General features: G+C 39.4%; 13 protein-coding genes. 11 read left to right on the forward strand and 2 right to left on the reverse strand.

The genetic code is table 11. The annotated features are described in order from the left end of the window. Window positions 1-81: 81 nt before the first annotated feature. Window positions 82-798, reverse strand: coding sequence for a biotin--[acetyl-CoA-carboxylase] ligase (locus I6J02_RS07960; protein WP_236582353.1), 717 nt, complete (start codon window positions 796-798; stop codon window positions 82-84). Window positions 799-906: 108 nt separating this feature from the next. Here I6J02_RS07960 and rsfS point away from each other — a divergent pair, with 108 nt between their 5' ends. The 5 genes from rsfS to I6J02_RS07985 all read left to right on the forward strand — a co-directional run bounded on the left by rsfS (window position 907) and on the right by I6J02_RS07985 (window position 5,223). Further along, window positions 907-1,281 carry a ribosome silencing factor gene (gene rsfS, locus I6J02_RS07965; protein ID WP_201681198.1) on the forward strand — a complete coding sequence of 125 codons (375 nt, stop codon included), beginning with the start codon at window positions 907-909 and terminating at the stop codon, window positions 1,279-1,281. Between the two features lie 41 nt (window positions 1,282-1,322). Further along, a complete protein-coding gene (gene ftsH / locus I6J02_RS07970; RefSeq protein ID WP_201681199.1) occupies window positions 1,323-3,392 on the forward strand; it encodes an ATP-dependent zinc metalloprotease FtsH in 2,070 nt (689 codons plus the stop codon). A 76-nt stretch (window positions 3,393-3,468) separates the two neighbouring features. Beyond that, on the forward strand, window positions 3,469-4,116 hold the full coding sequence (locus I6J02_RS07975; protein ID WP_201681682.1) for a lactate utilization protein C: 648 nt from the start codon (window positions 3,469-3,471) through the stop codon (window positions 4,114-4,116). 1 nt (window position 4,117) lies between these two features. Further along, on the forward strand, window positions 4,118-4,744 hold the full coding sequence (locus I6J02_RS07980; RefSeq protein ID WP_201681200.1) for a rhomboid family intramembrane serine protease: 627 nt from the start codon (window positions 4,118-4,120) through the stop codon (window positions 4,742-4,744). 56 nt (window positions 4,745-4,800) lie between these two features. Continuing rightward, window positions 4,801-5,223 carry a hypothetical protein gene (locus I6J02_RS07985; RefSeq protein ID WP_201681201.1) on the forward strand — a complete coding sequence of 141 codons (423 nt, stop codon included), beginning with the start codon at window positions 4,801-4,803 and terminating at the stop codon, window positions 5,221-5,223. 3 nt (window positions 5,224-5,226) lie between these two features. Here I6J02_RS07985 and I6J02_RS07990 read toward each other — a convergent pair whose 3' ends face one another. Further along, window positions 5,227-6,765: a YifB family Mg chelatase-like AAA ATPase gene (locus I6J02_RS07990; RefSeq protein WP_201681202.1), complete on the reverse strand. Its 1,539-nt coding sequence runs from the start codon at window positions 6,763-6,765 to the stop codon at window positions 5,227-5,229. A 229-nt stretch (window positions 6,766-6,994) separates the two neighbouring features. Between I6J02_RS07990 and I6J02_RS07995 the strand changes: the two genes are divergently transcribed. The 6 genes from I6J02_RS07995 (at window position 6,995) to I6J02_RS08020 (ending at window position 14,195) form a co-directional block, all read left to right on the forward strand. Continuing rightward, window positions 6,995-7,264: a YtxH domain-containing protein gene (locus I6J02_RS07995; RefSeq protein ID WP_002998090.1), complete on the forward strand. Its 270-nt coding sequence runs from the start codon at window positions 6,995-6,997 to the stop codon at window positions 7,262-7,264. Window positions 7,265-7,428: 164 nt separating this feature from the next. Continuing rightward, complete coding sequence (locus I6J02_RS08000; protein ID WP_002998088.1) at window positions 7,429-7,845, forward strand: hypothetical protein; 417 nt, start codon at window positions 7,429-7,431, stop codon at window positions 7,843-7,845. After that, window positions 7,820-8,329: a hypothetical protein gene (locus I6J02_RS08005; protein WP_201681203.1), complete on the forward strand. Its 510-nt coding sequence runs from the start codon at window positions 7,820-7,822 to the stop codon at window positions 8,327-8,329. The genes I6J02_RS08000 and I6J02_RS08005 overlap by 26 nt, the downstream gene beginning before the upstream one ends. Window positions 8,330-8,402: 73 nt before the next feature. Then, window positions 8,403-9,056 (forward strand): tRNA (guanosine(46)-N7)-methyltransferase TrmB, encoded by a 654-nt coding sequence (gene trmB / locus I6J02_RS08010; protein ID WP_201681204.1) that lies wholly within the window; start codon window positions 8,403-8,405, stop codon window positions 9,054-9,056. Between the two features lie 69 nt (window positions 9,057-9,125). Continuing rightward, on the forward strand, window positions 9,126-10,568 hold the full coding sequence (locus tag I6J02_RS08015; protein WP_201681205.1) for a M28 family peptidase: 1,443 nt from the start codon (window positions 9,126-9,128) through the stop codon (window positions 10,566-10,568). A 378-nt stretch (window positions 10,569-10,946) separates the two neighbouring features. After that, window positions 10,947-14,195: a SusC/RagA family TonB-linked outer membrane protein gene (locus I6J02_RS08020; protein ID WP_201681206.1), complete on the forward strand. Its 3,249-nt coding sequence runs from the start codon at window positions 10,947-10,949 to the stop codon at window positions 14,193-14,195. Window positions 14,196-14,201: the final 6 nt, after the last annotated feature.

Here is a 14,201-nt window from a genome sequence, read left to right on the forward strand (position 1 = left end):
ATTAAAAGGTTTAATTAACCTTCTACAAAAATAACGTAAAAGTTCTTTCTTAAACTAATATCAAAGTAAAATTGTCGTTGCCTATAACTGATAGGCGATCTCTTTTAAATTAAAAGATACGACCTTTTTGCCGAAATCAACCCATAGTAATCCGTCCATGTCTACCTCTGTTATAGTTCCTTCAACTTTTACATTGTCAATAAGAAAATTATGTTTTTCATTACGCCACATGAGGATTGAATTATAGTCATTTAATAATTCGGTCTCCTCCCCGTCTTTTAACCGGTTATACTGTCTTTCTAAATAATAAAAGAGTTCAGGAAGAAGGCTTTCTATACAAATGTCTTCTGTTTGTTGCAGTATTTTTTTTAAAGAACAGACTTTATGACTGATTTCAGCAGGAAAATCAGTTTGATTGATATTTATCCCCATTCCGATAATACTACTCGAAAAAACATCTTTTTTAACTTGATTTTCTATAAGAATTCCGCAGATTTTTTTTTGGTCAGCCATGATGTCATTTGGCCATTTTACACTTATTTGTGCCTTTGTTTGAGTCTGTAACCATTTTGCAATCCCCAGACTTATTGCCACATTTAAAAAAAAATGTTTGGACACCTCTAAAAAAGAAGGATAAAGTAAGATGCTTAAAGTGAGGTTTTTGCCAGGTTCTGATCTCCAGACATTACCTCTTTGGCCTTTTCCCTGAAATTGTTCTGTTGCCATAATGGCAGAACCCTCTTCAAGTGGCTTGAAATTTGACAGTTGTTCTTTGAAATAATCATTTGTAGAAGCCACCCGGTCCAACTTTATTAAGTTTAGACCCATGTAAAGTCGCAGAAATGTGTTATTTTGCACAGAAAAGAGGATTAAAGAATTAAAAGATCAAAACTATAATAATTTTTAATGGTTAAAAATAAAAACGCAGGATTATCTTCAAAGCTGGCCGAGATTGCTGTTCATGGAATGCAGGAGAAAAAAGGAAATGAAATAGTGCGGCTTGATTTGAGAAATATTAACAGTTCCGTCTCCGATTATTTTGTAATTTGCCATGCAGACTCAACTACGCAGGTCAATGCGATCGCTAAAAGTGTAGAAGAAGAGATTTTCAAAGCGCTGGGTCAGGATCCCTGGCATAAGGAAGGTCATGGAAACGGAGAATGGATTCTGATTGACTTTGTAGATGTCGTCGTGCATATCTTCAAAACAGAAAAAAGAAGCCATTATGGCATAGAAGATTTATGGGGAGATGCTGATGTCAAGACTTATCAGAGTGCTTAATAGATTTTAGAAAAACATAATTTCACAAACAAGAGAATATAATGAATAAAATACCCAGTAAAAAAGTAACACCCATGCCACCGAAGTTCAATATGATGTGGTTGTGGATCGCTATGATTTTGGGATTTTTTGGATTGCAGTATTTTTTAAACGGAGAGACAGCAAAGCAAACTACCTATAGCGAGTTCGAGTCGAAGATGCTCAATACGGGAGACGTGGAGAAACTCGTTGCCTATAAGAAAAATGATTTAGTTCAGGTCGAAGTATATATTAAACCCAATAAACTAAAAGAAGATAGTAAATATAAAGATGTGGCGCCAACACCGAATGCCCTTAAATTAGGGAATTCTCCGGGTCCTCAGTATACTTTTACAGATGGTTCCTTTGATGCTTTAGAGAAGAAACTAGAAGCTTCTCAGGCTAATGTTGATGCGTCACAACGGATTCGCGTTATCCCTGAAGATCGTTCCAATCCATGGACGGGTTGGTTCGTGACTTTTATGCTTCCTTTGCTTATTATTGTCGTGATCTGGTTGTTCCTGATGCGCAGAATGAATGGCGGAGCTGGCGGTGCGGGTGGTGCTATTTTTAACATCGGTAAATCTAAAGCGCAATTATTCGATAAGGAATCTCAGGTTAATATCACCTTCAATGATGTTGCCGGATTAGAAGAAGCCAAGCAAGAGGTGATGGAAATTGTAGATTTCCTGAAAAACCCTAAGAAATACACGAATTTGGGAGGTAAAATTCCTAAAGGAGCTCTTTTGGTAGGCCCTCCGGGTACAGGTAAGACCTTACTTGCGAAAGCTGTCGCAGGAGAAGCACAGGTTCCTTTCTTTTCACTTTCGGGATCAGATTTTGTGGAGATGTTTGTCGGCGTGGGTGCATCCCGTGTTCGTGACCTCTTCAAACAGGCGAAAGAAAAGGCTCCTTGTATTATTTTTATTGATGAGATCGATGCTATTGGTCGTGCCCGCGGAAAAAATTCTATCATGGGCGGTAATGATGAGCGTGAGAACACGTTGAATCAGTTGTTAGTGGAAATGGACGGTTTCGGAACAAATCTGGGCGTTATTATTCTTGCTGCAACTAACCGTATTGATGTATTAGATACTGCATTGTTGCGTCCGGGACGTTTTGACCGTCAGATTTCAATTGATAAGCCGGATTTAATAGGTAGAGAGCAGATTTTCAATGTTCACCTGAAACCATTAAAACTTTCCGCTTCTGTTGATGCCAAAAAATTATCTGCACAGACACCGGGATTTGCCGGTGCCGAAATTGCAAATGTGTGTAATGAGGCGGCTTTGATCGCAGCTCGTAAGGATAAGAAAGAAATCGATATGCAGGACTTTCAGGATGCGATAGACCGCGTGATCGGAGGCCTTGAAAAGAAAAATAAAATTATCTCTCCGGAGGAGAAAAAAATTGTGGCTTATCACGAAGCCGGACATGCTATTGCAGGTTGGTTTCTGGAGCACGCTGATCCTTTGGTTAAAGTTTCTATTGTTCCACGTGGAGTCGCTGCCCTGGGTTATGCGCAGTACCTGCCTAAAGAACAATTCCTGTATACTACAGAGCAATTGCTGGATAGTATGTGTATGACTATGGGCGGACGTGTAGCCGAAGACATCACATTTGGACGTATTTCTACCGGAGCTCAGAATGACCTGGAACGTATTACAAAGCTGGCATATGCTATGACTGCTGTCTATGGTATGAACCATAAAGTGGGTAATATATCTTTCAGAGACAGTTCAGGAGAATCTCAATTCCAGAAGCCATATTCTGATCAGACAGCAGAACTTATTGATGAAGAAGTAAGAACGTTGATTTCTGCAGTGTATGAGCGTACAAGAGAGCTATTGCTGGAAAATCAGGAAGGATTGATCAAGATTGCAGAAAAACTTCTTGAGAAAGAAATCTTATTCCAGTCTGATCTCGAAGAGATTCTGGGTAAACGCCCTTTCGTAAACAGAACAACTTATGACGAATTTGTAAATGGTAAGTCTTCCGGTGTTCCGCAGACACAGTTGCCGATTCCTCCTATACCGGAAGAGTCTGCAGAAGGAATTGCTGAACAAAAAAACCAGGATTCCTCTAATTCGTAATTAAATAAAACGGATCACGATGTACTGTAACTCTGCTTACGGTACATCGTTTTTTATAGCCGTCAATACTTCTCCAATGAACATCAAGAATACGACCGCAAAAGAAAAGATGCTGAAAAAAATTCGGCAGGCTCTTTTACAGAAAAGAGAAAATCCGCATCCGGATTTTGAAGACTCCCCTTTGTATAAAGATGAGGAGGAATCATTGGATGTAACCTTTGCGCGCGAATTCACTGCCATATCAGGCAAATTTGTTTATTGCGACGGAGAGATTAACCTGATTGAAAATCTGATTGCCTTTGCTGAACAGCAGAATGTAACACGAATCTACGGCTGGGAAGAGAGTATCAAACAGCTTTTGGGGCAATATGGCTTCCCGTTAATGAAAGATGATCAGAATTTTGAACAGGCACAGGTCGGCATTACAGCGTGCGAAGCTTTAATTGCAAGGAATGGAAGTATTATGATTTCCAATGCAAATGCAGGAGGACGCCGGTTAAGCATTTATCCGCCTGTACATATTGTGATTGCCAAAGCCTCTCAATTGGTGATGGATGTAAAGCATGCGCTTAATGGAATAAAGCAAAAATACGGAGATCGTCTCCCGACAATGATTACCACTATTACAGGCCCAAGCCGTACAGCAGATATAGAGAAGATGCTGGTGCTGGGTGCACATGGTCCAAAGGAATTATATGTATTCATGCTGGAGGACAGATTTTAGTATGGAAAACATCAACTATTTTATACAATCACCCGTATCCAGTGTAATTTTTATACTTACTATCGGACTTAGCCTTTACCTGTTTTCTAATCAACATCTTTTTGGTAAACTGATGTTGCATCCTTACAGTGTATACCGTAAGCATCGAATTTATACAATCTTTACGAGCGGACTTATCCACAAAGACTGGGGGCACCTGCTCTTCAATATGATTACCTTCTATTATTTTGGATTCGGACTTGAGTCCATTTTTGCCGGAATCAGTGTATGGGGGCATTTTTTGTTCGCAGTACTTTACCTTTTAAGTCTAGTCCTGAGTGATATACCGACGATTTTACAACAAAAGAACAATCCCGGATATTATAGTCTGGGCGCATCCGGAGCAATAAGCGCTGTCTTATTTGGTTACATTCTGTTTGACCCTCAGGCAGAACTGGGTATATTTTTTGTTATTCCCATGAAAGCTTATTTGTTTGCCGTACTGTTTATGGGCTATAGTTACTGGGCGTCCAGAAAAGCAAATGACGGGATTAATCATAGTGCCCACCTGTTTGGTGCCCTTGCAGGACTGTTGCTGACTGTTTTGTTCTTCCCGGATGTTATACAACACTTTATGAGTCAGTTTTGATGCCGATTCCTTTTGATCGTAGAAAAGTACATTTACTAATCTAATCCATTACCTATATGGCAAAAATCATAATCCTCTCCTTTTTCTGTATACTGTTATTGTCTTCCTGTAATTCGAGCAGTTCTCAGGGGAATGATAAACCAAAAACTAAAAATGTGACTATCGCTCATGTTGCGAAACCAGAAGGGTGTACTGTTGAAGAGGTGGTCAGAAAGCTAAGTGAGTTAGAGGAGATCAAAGAACAGAAAGCTGTTTTGGATTCTTTATTCTCTGATAAGCCTAATATTTCTTTTATGGTAGATAGTGCCGATATTAATGGCAAACAGGTTTATACAGTTACTGCCGGCTATAACGGTGAATTACGATACGAGCCTTACTACCATTTCTACGTCAATAAAGCGACCTGCGGAGATATTGAGGTGATGGATGTGGTTAATGGTGACTACCTCCCATTGGAGGAATGGCGAAAAAGCCGATAAGAACTAACCAGCCCAATTCTCTCTATCCAGGCTTCTGAAATGGATAGCTTCAGCAAGATGCTCATTTCGGATATGTGCAGATTCTTCCATATCTGCTATTGTGCGGGCCACTTTCAGAATACGGTCGTAGGCTCTTGCTGACAAACCAAGTCTGTCCATTGCTGCTTTGAGTAGTTGTGTCCCTGTCTCATCCAGAATACACACTTCACGAACTGTTTTTGTGCTCATCTGTGCATTACTATGTATGGTTTGTAAGTGTGCAAATCGTTGTAGCTGCACATGGCGAGCCTTTATGACGCGTTCACGGATAACAGAACTTTTCTCTGCGATCCTGACGGAAGAAAGTTCTTTAAAATCCACAGGAGTCACTTCAACATGCAGATCAATACGATCTAATAAAGGGCCTGATATTTTACTCAGGTATCTCTTCACTATATTTTTTGCGCATATACATTCTTTTTCCGGATGATTATAGAATCCACAGGGACAGGGATTCATGGCGGCAATAAGCATAAAACTAGCCGGGTAATCAACTGAAAACCGGGCTCTGGATATGGTAATGGTCCGGGATTCCAAAGGCTGACGCATGACTTCTAATACCGAGCGTTTGAATTCAGGAAGCTCGTCAAGGAAAAGCACTCCGTTATGTGAAAGGGAGATCTCGCCAGGTTGAGGGTGTGTTCCTCCACCTACAAGTGCTACATCTGATATCGTGTGGTGCGGAGCGCGAAAAGGTCTTACTGTCATCAGAGATCCGGTGACAGGAAGCTGACCCGCAACAGAGTGAATTTTTGTTGTTTCTAATGATTCGTCAATATTGAGTGGAGGTAATATAGTTGGAAGTCGCTTAGCGAGCATAGTTTTGCCTGATCCGGGAGGGCCGATAAGGATGACATTATGTCCGCCTGCTGCTGCGATCTCCAGTGCACGTTTAATGTTTTCCTGCCCTTTTACTTCCGCAAAGTCAGCATCGTAATTATTAATATTCCGGAGAAATTCATCGTTGATATTGACATGCGTCGCCTCAAGCACTTTCTTTTTATCAAAGAAATCAATAACATCCTGAAATGATTCAACTCCCAGTGCCTCTAATCCTTCTACAATAGCAGCTTCTCTGGCATTGGCACTGGGTAGGATTACTCCTTTGAATCCATCTTTGGATGCCTGAACAGCTATAGGAAGGGATCCTTTGACAGGTTGTACTTTTCCATCAAGTGAAAGTTCACCCAATATGACATATTGATCCATTTTGTCAGCTATCAGTTGTCCGGATGCGGCAAGAATAGCAGTCGCAATAGCCAGATCATAGGAAGACCCCTCTTTCCGTATATCTGCAGGAGCAAGATTGACCACTATTTTTTGCCTTGGCATACGGTATCCGCTGGTTAATATAGCCGTTTCAATACGCTGAAGACTTTCTTTGACGGCGTTATCCGGAAGACCCACGATATAATACTTTACTCCCGGAGATATATTAACTTCAACGGTAATCGTTGTGGCCTGAATGCCATAAACAGCACTGCAATAGGTTTTTACGAGCATAATTTAGCTGGTGTGATTTCTCTAAAGTTAATAAAATATTAGTGAAGCTGCAAGCTGTTTAGGCTTTTAGAAAAATAAACTTGTTGAGAATCGATAAATTTTGTATTTTGAAAAGGAAGAAATTTCGGCATAAATGAATTAAAAATCGGGTGTTTGGCAAACGATTTGCTATTTCACTTGTTTAGTAAGTAACACGTAGAATCATTAACAGCAATTAAAATTAAAAATCATGAATGATAACGGTAAAATAGTAGCTGCTTTGTTGGCAGGTCTTGCGGCTGGGGCAGTTTTAGGTGTATTGTTTGCTCCAGAAAAGGGTTCTGAAACAAGAGATAAGATTAATGAATCTCTTTCTGACCTTGGGGATGCTTTAAAAGAAAGAGCAGAAGAACAATTTGACCAATTGAATGACTTTAAAGATAAAGTTGTAGCAGCAGTCAAATCTAAAATAAACAAAGCCGGACACTCTGTAGAAGGGGAGCTGGAAGAGCATGCGTGAATATAAAAAGGCATACTGCTTTTTTAATTTTATAAATTTTTATGAAAGGTGTATGGTTGGTTATAGAAAATTGCCAGCCAGAGAATTTTAACTTATTCTCCGGATTACTGATAAAGGTAGTCTTTCTATAATTGTCATATACCTTTCTGTTAAACATGGAATGCATGGACGAAGAACAAAAATTTTCTCTTTCCGGTACTTTTCAAAAGTCAAAAGAATACCTGGATTCGCAGATTGAGCTTTTGAAGCTCAAGGCTATCGCTCGCGGATCACGTATGTTAGGTAGTCTTATCTTAGATATCAGTAAAGTTGTATTGACGCTATTTATTGTATTTTTCCTTAGTCTGGCTTTTGCATTTTATTTAGGAGAATTAATGAACAGTAATGCGCTGGGCTTTTTAACCACCGGCGGTATTTTCATTCTTCTGGTAGTAATAGTACGATTGACGGAGACAAAACTGGAAGCTAAATTTATGGATCTTTCTATCCGAAAACTATTGGGGAAATGGAATGAAGAGGATGAGGAAGATGTAAAATCTGAAAATGGGAAACGTAATGAGGAAACCTTTAAAAATAAATAATCTCACCGAGCTAAAAGCTGAAATTGCGAGGCTTAATGAGCTGAAGTTTGAGCAGGAAGCCTATTTGAAGGATCAGTATCATTTGTTAAATAGGAAAATAGAAGCACCTGTGCGTTTCTTCAGATCCATTACTTCCCGTATTCCCGGGGTTGATATTGTCTCGCAGTTATTTTCATCTTCCGGAAACAATAAAGGAACCGAAGATGGTGAAGGTAGTGGATGGGCAACAAAAGCATTGCGCATAGGCGTACCTTTTCTATTGAATAAATTTTTTCTGAAGCGGGCTGGATGGCTTAAAAAAGCACTTGTTTTGCTGGCTTCTGAAACCGCTATTGGTCAGGTAAATAAAGACAAGATATCTTCTGCAATATCCAAATTGTCTGATTACATCCGTCCCGGAAAAAAGAAAGAAAAAAAAATCAAACCAGTGATTGAGGAAGATGCGCCTCATTTTGGTATCCCTCCTGATAGCGAAACTTACTAAGTTTCAGCTTAGTTTTTGTTTTAAGATTTGACTTCTATGATTTTAACGTTATTTTTGCCCATATTTTTTAAAAATGGGTAAAGATAAGTTAAGGAAATTTGCGGAAGTCTCCACTTTCAAAAATGTTGTACAATTAGATGGAGGAAAGGAATTAAAGGGAAAATGGGGTACTCAACATTTTGGTAATAACAATCCGATAGTACTGGAGCTAGCCTGTGGAAAAGGGGAATACACCGTCAATCTTGCCAAGCTGTTTCCGCAAAAGAATTTTATCGGAATAGACTATAAAGGAAACAGAATCTGGAGAGGAGCGAAAACTGCTCTTGAGGAAGGAATTAACAATGTCGGATTTTTGAGAATTCAGATCGAAACTATACTGGAACACTTTGAAGAAAATGAAGTAGATGAAATCTGGATAACATTTCCGGATCCTCAGCCTCAGGACAGTCGGGAAAAGAAGAGGCTAACGAATCCTAAATTTTTAGAACGGTACCAATATATAATGAAACCGGATGGTCTGATGCATTTGAAGACTGATAATGACGGTTTTTATGCCTATACTTTAGAACAGATTGATCTTCTTGGTTTGACCAAAGAAGCGCAGACTGATGATCTTTATCATTCAGAACTTGTGGATGATGTACTGTCTATAAAGACATACTATGAGAAGAAGTACCTGGCACATAACAAGAATATCAATTATGTAAGGTGGACATTTAAAAAATAGTCCTGCATAATTTTTATAGAAATTGTAACTTTAAAGGAGGTAAATAATGACCTCCTTTTTTATTTCAGTATGAATCGTTTCCTTTTTCTTCTTTTTTTATTTGTCAGTCCTGTATATGCGCAGGATTATGTGACTACATATAAGCAAATTATTGATGAGGTAGATCATCATTACGAGGGATATCATAATCTCCGTCATATCACTTCAACAATCGGGCATCGGCTTACGGGGTCTGTAAATGGCCGTAAAGCTGAGCAATATGTGTATGACCTCATTAAATCCTACGGTGTACAAGTTGAATTTCAACCTTTTGATGCCCGGGGGTGGAACAGAGGAACATTACATGTGGAAGTAAAAGTAAGTGCTAAAAATTTCACACCTGTAAAAGCAGTCAGTCTGGCGCATGCTCCGGTAACCAGTGATGTAGAGGCATCAGTTGTTGATCTTGGAAATGGACTGGAAGATGACTATGTAAAGGCCGGAAACAGTATAAAAGGAAAAATCGCTTTGGTTTATCTGGGCGTATTGCCTGGTTCTCCGGTTGGAACTGCTTCTCTGCATCGATCAGAGAAGACAGCCATCGCCTATAAATATGGTGCTGCAGGCATTGTTTTTATTAATCAGGTTAAGGGAAATGTTTTATTGACCGGAATGGCCTCTATTGATGGGGAGTTGATTAAAATTCCTGCTGTGTGTATAGGTTTGGAGGATGGTATGCAGTTAAAAGAGGAATTGAAGAAAAATGGAAAGGGTACAATACGAATTCATATGAAAAATGAAGCCGGTATGATACAAGCAAGAAACATTATTGCAACATTCAAAGGGACAAAATTTCCGGATGAAAAAATTGTAGTCGGCGGACATTTAGATAGCTGGGATCTCGCAACAGGTGCAATCGATAATGGAATAGGTTCATTTGCAGTATTGGATATGATCCGAACATTTGCAAAATTACAGCTAAAGACTGGACGTACGGTACAATTTGTGCTGTTCATGGGTGAAGAGCAGGGATTGCTGGGTTCTAAAGCTTTTGTTGAAAATCTGATTAAGCATCACGAGTTGGAAAATGTACGTTACATGATTAATTATGATATGACTAATGCGCCAACAGGTTTTTTTAGTTCCCGTTCTGAGGTAAAGGATTTATTTGCAAAGTGGGGAGCGTTGTATGCTAAAGCAGATTCTACATTTAAAAATATCTTTGTTTCGGGAGCATGGCTTCATAGCGATCACCAGCCGTTTTTGCTGAAAGGAATACCTTACGCAGGAGGAGCCGGAGATAAGCTTCCCAATAATGCCGGTTTGTACTATCATTCCGACGGAGATGTATTTGGATTGGTTTCTGAAGAAGGAATGAAACAAACCACCAAAAACGGATTAATATTAGCATATTCACTGGCTAATGAGGATAATCTGCCTGTGGCGATATTGTCAGGAGATGTATTGAAAAACTACCTTATAAAACATCAACTTGAAACTCCTCTCCGGATTTCGGGAGATTGGATTTGGTAACAAAAAATAATAATTGTATAAAGAGTTTATCCAAAAGATAAGCTCTTTTTCTTTCATTTACTTTTATTGTCTATATAAAAGTTACGTATATATAAACTTTTTATAAAATGTTAATTTGGATTTAATATTGGCTTAATATTAGAATTGAACCTTTGTGCTGCCTTAAAAAACGCTTTTTTAATATAAAAAAGGGCATTTATTTATTTTACTCACATGTCAGTATCTTCAAATCAACACAATCCCATAAATCTTTTGACAAATTTATTTAATGAAAATGTCAATTGTTATTATATATTTGTTTTGAATAACCAATCAAAACTAAAAATAACCAAACGTAACTTTTAATAAAAGTAAACAAAACTAAATCCAATTTATACTATGAAAGAATTCTACATTTCGAATATGAAGAAAACTCTCTTTATTCTTCTTTTCTGTTTTGGAGCATTTCAGCACGGGATAGCGGAAGGGGTATTGGCGAATGTCATTCCTGTCAAAGCTGTGGAACAAGAACTGTTTGATATCAAAGGAGTCGTAAAGGATGCTGTCAATGGTAATCCTGTCGAGGGAGTAACGATTCTGGCTGGTAATAAATCTATCAGTAAGACAGATGAAAATGGAAAGTTTAGCTTTTCAGTTCTTAAAGGAACGCAGGTCTCATTCCGTGGTATAGGGTATACCACTCATAATCAAACCATCAACAAAGAGAATAATAATCTGACAATCAGTCTGCAGCCAAATGAAACTGCTTTGTCCGAAGTTGTTGTTACTGCATTGGGGATTAAAAGAGATGAGAAAGCATTGGGATATTCCGCTACAGTAGTGAAGGGAGAGCAATTTACAGATGCCCTTTCCAACAACTGGACGGATGCCCTTTCGGGAAAAGTAGCGGGTGTGAATCTGATGCGTTCTAATTCCGGACCTACGGGGTCTACAAAGATTATTCTCCGTGGAGAATCAAATCTGAATGGTGATCCGGGAGCCTTGATTATCGTTGATGGTATTGTCGTAAGTAATGGTAGCGGGCGTAAGACTGCTATAGGAGGTGAGAATGCTTATGGAACCTCAGCCGATAATATGCCGGCAGATTACGGATCAGGTATTGATGACATCAATCCGGAAGATATCGAAAACGTGACGGTACTGAAAGGTCCGGGTGCTGCTGCACTTTACGGTGCCAGAGGTGCCAGCGGAGCCATTATCATTACTACAAAATCCGGCTCGAAAGGTAAAAAAGGAATAGGAGTTAGTGTAAATTCAAATACTGCATTTGAAAGTGTAAACCGCTGGCCTGATATGCAGTATGAGTACGGGCAGGGTTTAGATGGTTCGGATTATTACTCTTATGGTACAACTGCAGATGGTACAAGTACAAGCGGAACGAGTTCGGCCTACGGTCCTAAATTTGACGGACAGATGTTTTTTCAGTATGATCCTCTGACCAATACGACAGGAAAGGAGCGTACGCCATGGGTGCCATACAAAAACCAAATCAGAGATATTTTTGATGTAGGACGTACCTATACCAATTCTGTGAGTATAGATGGTGGTACAGACAGGACAACGGCTCGTTTTTCAGCAACAAATGTTAATAATTCATGGATCCTGCCTAATACAGGTTTCAAAAGAAATACGGTCGCGCTATCTGTAAATTCAAAAGTGAGCGATAAATTAACCATTAGTTCCAAAATCAATTATACGAATAAATGGAGTGATAACCTTCCGGGAGCGGGATATGGTAATCAGTCACTGATGTACTGGTTTATATTCTGGCAGCCAAACGCAGATTTGAATTGGTTAAAAGATTACTGGCGTCCGGGAGAAGAGGGGCTTAAGATCAGATATCCCTTTAGTTCTTATCCTGAGAACCCGTATGCGATCTCAAATGAGTTTATCAACAGATCTAATCGTCAGGGGGTAACAGGAAATGTGCAGGCTAGCTACCAGTTTAATAAAGAGTGGAGCTTGCAGTTGCGATCATCTATTGACTTTGCATATGAAGACAGAGCGCAGGAGCGTCCCTTTGATGCAGGAAGCAAACTGACACAAGGAAGTTTCAGGACACAAAGTATTTTTTCTAATGAAAATACAATCGACTTCCTGTTAAAGTATGACAAAAAGATTAATAAGGACTGGAATGTGTCTGCCACTTTTGGGGGAAGCCGCATGCAGAATAAATACAAAAAAGAAGAGTTGCGTGCCGATTCCCTGACCTTCCCGGGTGTGTATACATTTGCAAATGCAAAAGGACCGTTGGATGCACGTCCCTATTCGTCCAAATTTGAAGTAAATTCACTTTATGCGTTGCTTACAGCAAGTTACAAAGACTATTTATTCTTTGACGTAACAGGTCGCCAGGATTGGTCAAGTACATTGGCTTCTGTCGATGTACCGGATAAGAGTCTTGGATTTTTCTATCCTTCTGTGAATCTAAGTTTTATTGCTTCAGAGTATTTCACTCTTCCTAAACAGATTAATTATGCAAAATTGAGAGCTTCCATAGCTGGAGTTGGTAGCGGGGGTACAGATCCTTACCTGACAGGATACTCTTATGAAACAGCCGGAAGTCTTTATTCAGGGGGGCTTCAAATGCCAACTACTCTTGGAAACGGCGGGTTGAAACCTTTGAAGACAAATTCATATGAGGTAGGTGCAGATCTACGGTTTTTCAAAAGCCGCATAGGCATTGACGTTGCTTTATATAAGAGTGAAACAAAAGATCAGCACTTATTACGCTATATAGATCCGTCTACAGGATACAGAAGGTACGTGATCAATGCCGGAGCAGTAAGCAACAGGGGACTGGAAATTGGTCTGAATGGTAAACCTATTCAGAACAAAGATGGTTTTAACTGGAACATGTTTGCCACATTTACACGTAATACCAACCGTATAGATAATTTACTGGATAGTTCTGTAGTAATACAGACCGGTCCGGTAGCCGGAGGTCAGCTGGTTGCAAAAGTAGGAGGAAGTATGGGCGACTTGTACGGATACGGTTACAAACGCTCTCCGGACGGACAGGTTGTGTATGATGCAAATACAGGATATGCGCTATTGTCTGATGAGATTATCTATTTAGGTAATACGATTCCAAAAGGAAGAGCGAGTATTGGTAGTGATTTCAGTTATAAAGGATTTAAACTAAGTGTGTTATTTGATGCGCAGTTTGGTGGTGTATCTCATTCTCTGTCCCATTACAAGCTGGCCGAACAGGGTAAAACAACAAATACATTGCCGGGAAGATATAACGGTATCATTGGGAACGGGGTTGTTCAGAACCCGGACGGTACTTATCGTAAAAATGATGTAATTGCTAAGAATATCGATGAATACTACCGTTCACACTATGGTCAGGATAATGCCGAAGGAAGTGTTTTTTCTACTGACTTTATCAAGTTCCGTGAAGCCCGCTTTGATTATACACTGAATAAAGAAATTACCAAGCGTCTGAAAATCCAACGTGCTACAGTAGGAGTATATGGCCGTAATTTATTTATCTGGACGGATTGGCCAATTTTTGATCCGGAATTCGGAACATTGAGCGGTACAGATATCGTGAAAGGATTTGAGGTAGCGCAATTCCCTTCAACCCGCACTTTTGGTTTTAACATAGTTGTTGGATTTTAAGCGTTA

This window comes from Sphingobacterium spiritivorum (assembly GCF_016725325.1).
In the GTDB taxonomy this organism is placed as follows: domain Bacteria; phylum Bacteroidota; class Bacteroidia; order Sphingobacteriales; family Sphingobacteriaceae; genus Sphingobacterium.

Bases quoted from the DNA above. Each gene is read 5' to 3' on its own strand.
- rsfS (WP_201681198.1), top strand. From the start codon at position 907: ATGGTTAAAAATAAAAACGCAGGATTATCTTCAAAGCTGGCCGAGATT.
- ftsH (WP_201681199.1), top strand. From the start codon at position 1,323: ATGAATAAAATACCCAGTAAAAAAGTAACACCCATGCCACCGAAGTTC.
- I6J02_RS07975 (WP_201681682.1), top strand. From the start codon at position 3,469: ATGAACATCAAGAATACGACCGCAAAAGAAAAGATGCTGAAAAAAATT.
- I6J02_RS07980 (WP_201681200.1), top strand. From the start codon at position 4,118: ATGGAAAACATCAACTATTTTATACAATCACCCGTATCCAGTGTAATT.
- I6J02_RS07985 (WP_201681201.1), top strand. From the start codon at position 4,801: ATGGCAAAAATCATAATCCTCTCCTTTTTCTGTATACTGTTATTGTCT.
- I6J02_RS07990 (WP_201681202.1), bottom strand. From the start codon at position 6,765: ATGCTCGTAAAAACCTATTGCAGTGCTGTTTATGGCATTCAGGCCACA.
- I6J02_RS07995 (WP_002998090.1), top strand. From the start codon at position 6,995: ATGAATGATAACGGTAAAATAGTAGCTGCTTTGTTGGCAGGTCTTGCG.
- I6J02_RS08000 (WP_002998088.1), top strand. From the start codon at position 7,429: ATGGACGAAGAACAAAAATTTTCTCTTTCCGGTACTTTTCAAAAGTCA.
- I6J02_RS08005 (WP_201681203.1), top strand. From the start codon at position 7,820: ATGAGGAAACCTTTAAAAATAAATAATCTCACCGAGCTAAAAGCTGAA.
- trmB (WP_201681204.1), top strand. From the start codon at position 8,403: ATGGGTAAAGATAAGTTAAGGAAATTTGCGGAAGTCTCCACTTTCAAA.
- I6J02_RS08015 (WP_201681205.1), top strand. From the start codon at position 9,126: ATGAATCGTTTCCTTTTTCTTCTTTTTTTATTTGTCAGTCCTGTATAT.
- I6J02_RS08020 (WP_201681206.1), top strand. From the start codon at position 10,947: ATGAAAGAATTCTACATTTCGAATATGAAGAAAACTCTCTTTATTCTT.